General features: G+C 48.0%; 1 protein-coding gene and 1 pseudogene. Both read left to right on the forward strand.

The window, feature by feature from the left end:
- The coding region (locus QR78_RS35735; protein ID WP_208993245.1) for a hypothetical protein at nt 1-218 on the forward strand (218 nt) is incomplete at its 5' end.
- Nucleotides 219-649: 431 nt separating this feature from the next.
- Nucleotides 650-3,274 (forward strand): annotated as a pseudogene (locus QR78_RS34260) (M10 family metallopeptidase C-terminal domain-containing protein); the annotation flags it as partial.

Below are 3,274 nucleotides of genomic sequence, written 5' to 3' on the forward strand. Positions count from 1 at the left end.
AATGCGTCAATGCACTAGCGACGCCAAGCCGTCCCTTGATCCTGGAACAACCCGAACCCGCGGCCAAGGACGACGACACTATGTCGGTCTTGGCCGCGTCGTTGCAAAAATCAGCTAAAAAACCGCCAGGCTCCACCAGGAAAATAAAGTCTTCTGGTGAGACCAATACAGCCAATCTCCTCACTCCTACTGTGAAGCGTAGTAGGGATAACAATTGAGGGGTACGGCCAAGCGGGGCGGACGCGACCGGGTGGCCGTGACCAGCCGCGACATGCAGCCGAAGATGATCGGCTGACCGGACTCACCGCCTGAGGGAAGCAGGACCAAGATCCATACTTGATGTCAATGTAATTACCAAAAAAATTGGGTAAAATTTTATGTATTTAAAATCAGTTAGCGCTTTAAATCAAATCTATATCGCTGGCATTTTCGGATACGGGGAGCGATAACGTTGAGCGACGCGCAGTAGGCCGTCCTGGGAGCTATGATCGAAGCATGCCGTCCACCAAGGATCTCGACCCGCACCTTCATCACCCAATAACTACTAGCTTATCATAAATACCTTCCAGATAATGGAGTTTATAAGCAGCTCGAACAGTAAACAAACAGATCTAATCAATCACAATTCTCGCGTAAACAGGATAAGATCATGGCAACCGCACAGAATGTAAATCCGTCAGGCCTGGAAATCCTTCGTCCCCTGGAAGGAAAAGTATTTCGCGTCTGGTCAGGCACTATAACTGTCAATTTTCTCGATGCCAACAATCAGGCTGAAGTAGATAGATTTAGTACATATAATTGGTCCCCTACCTACGAAACAGCCTATGCTGGAATACCACAAGAATGGCGATCGCAAATCCAAGACACAGCTAATTTGTATTCACGTTATGCGAAAGTTAAATTTGAATTCAATGATGACATAGATGCAAATTATTTAGTTGGAGATTATACGGGCAATAAAGAATATGCATATTGGAGGTTTCCTAACAACGATCCTCAGAATGCAGGCTTTGCCACAAACATACCAGAGATGCAAACTGTGGCTGAGAAAGGGGGTGGTTCAGATCGGCTTTACACCTTCGTTCACGAATTAGGTCATGCTCTCGGCCTTTTTCATCCATTTTCTCGTAACAATTTATATACGGTAGGCACAGACCAAAATTCACCTCCGCCATGGACCGCTCTCGGCACAGTGATGTCTTACGACATCTCTACGATAGACGGGATCCAGGCCAATTCGGACTATGGCCTCCCGGTTACGCCCATGGCCCTTGACATTGCGGCGCTTCAGCGAATGTACGGCACGGCAACGACCTATACATCGGACACTGCTTACGCCCTCACAGATGCTAGATCTGCCGCTCTGGACCTAAATGGCGACGATGGGACGATATCAGTCGGTCGAGCATACTACTCGATATGGGACAGCGGCGGAACCGATAAAATTCACTATGATGGATCCAATAACGTTCTAGTCAATCTGAACAGTGCGACACTCGACTTGAACAACGATGCAAAATCTCTCTCAGAACTTCTTGACGAGGTAAAAAACAGTGGATCATTTTCAAAACTAAGCCAAAAGACACAGGATCAGATACTAAGAAAGGATTATCATTCCGCAGGTTTTTTCTCGTCCGTACTCACAAAAAGCGGCGATCGTGTTGCTGGGGGCTATACAATTGCAAATGGGGCCATCATTGAGGAGGCCCGAGGTGGAAGTGGAGATGATTTTCTAATCGGCAACGAAGCAAATAACAAAATTTTTGGTAACAAAGGCTTCGACAACATTTATGGAGGGGCTGGCGCAGATTATATCGACCTAGGCGCCAAATCAAAAAGCGGATCAGATAAGGAATACGCGTATGGCGGCGCAGACTCAGATTATATTGTAGGCGGAGAAAACGACGCCATAATTGTCGGCGGAGCTGGCGATGATTATTATGATTTTCGCGTGAATTTTATGCCGGTTGGAAATCCTGCCGACATTGAAATTCAACTGTCGTCAGGATGGGGACATGACTATATCGAGCGGCAAACAATAACAAATGGAGGTTATCAATACTCTGGCTCTGGAATCACCAGGGTTAAATTTATGGATCTAACATCAAAAGATGTTCAATTTGTATGGGATCGACACTTAGATGACGTCTATGAATTCACTGTTTACGTTTCTGGAAAGGAAGAAAAAAGAAAAGTCGAGGCGTGGTCGGGCGACATGGTCCTCACCACTGCTTCAGGAGACAGCTTATTCCTAGGTTATGCTAGGGGTACTCTTGATACAGCGGGCAGCGTCGCTGGTGACTTCAGTATCAGCCTTCCCGGTCAGACAACAGGGGAATTAGTATTCACTGACCAAAGTCTCCCCAGGTCGTTCTCCAATTATGATCCAGAATACAGCTGGGGAACCTTCCAACAAGGATCTATCGATGCCTATACGGGCGCAAAATCGAGCTACGAAAGCGAAATCGCGAAATCTGGTCAGCCGTTCGTCGCTCCTCGTGAGAGCATCAGACTTAAATTCTCCGATGGCTCATCAACGCTTCTCCGGGGGGATACAGGGCGCGATCGTATAGTTGGAACTGATCTAGATGAAACCATTGACGGTCTCGGAGAGGATGACATTCTGCAGGGGGCTGGTGGGAACGATAAGATTAATGGAGGTGAGGGAGACGACCAGATAGATGGTGGTACCGGCAACGACGAACTGAGTGGTGACGACGGCGACGACCTTCTCGACGGGGGCGGCGGAGACGACACCATGACCGGTGGAAACGGGAATGACATCTACTACGCGAATTCGGATGGTGATGTGATTTTCGAAACAGCTGATGCTGGCATTGATGGAGTCAAGACGTACCTTAAAAACTATACCCTTGGAACCAACGTCGAGAACCTTACATACGACGGATACTCGGATTTTACAGGAACTGGTAATACACTATCTAATATTATGACAGGGGGATTTGGAAATGATAAATTCACTGGCGATGCCGGAGATGACATATATGACGGGCTTGACGGGAATGATATTTTCGTCGGCGGCGCCGGATCTGACAGTCATGATGGAGGACAGGGCTTTGATACCGTCGACTATAGCGCCGCAACTTCAGCAATTGTTGTTGATTTGCTGAACCCCGACAACAACACGGGAGACGCCGCTGGCGATACGTTTGTCTCTATCGAACAATGGGGGCTCTCGGCCTACGATGATCGGTTCGTCGGCGGGACTGGCATCGATTACGTCTTCGCGAATGGCGGCAACGACACTCTCCTA

It is taken from the genome of Methylobacterium indicum (genome assembly GCF_001043895.1).
GTDB classification, from domain to species: Bacteria; Pseudomonadota; Alphaproteobacteria; order Rhizobiales; family Beijerinckiaceae; genus Methylobacterium; species Methylobacterium indicum.